At 38.3% G+C, this 248-nt stretch carries 1 protein-coding gene; it reads right to left on the minus strand.

Annotation, left to right across the window (positions count from 1 at the left end; all coding sequences use genetic code 11):
• The coding region (locus GO816_RS18745; protein ID WP_198171584.1) for a hypothetical protein at positions 1-248 on the minus strand (248 nt) is incomplete at both ends.

Below are 248 nucleotides of genomic sequence, written 5' to 3' on the forward strand. Positions count from 1 at the left end.
CGTAACGCTTAAAGTCTATCTTGTTTAAATCAATCCTGTAATCTGCTTTCAATCCAAAGCGGCCGTCTTTCATTTGGAAAGCGTATAAACCTTCTACATAGCTTTTGGCTAAAGCAGGGTTGCGGCTTAACTGTGCATTCAGTTGTTTAACGCCTTTAGCGTTTTTAAAAGCACTGAACTTGTTTACTACCTCAGTATAGTAAGCTGAGTTATGGTTAATGATGGTAGTATCGTTTTGTGCAAAATCG

Source organism: Mucilaginibacter aquatilis (assembly GCF_009755275.1).
In the GTDB taxonomy this organism is placed as follows: domain Bacteria; phylum Bacteroidota; class Bacteroidia; order Sphingobacteriales; family Sphingobacteriaceae; genus Mucilaginibacter; species Mucilaginibacter aquatilis.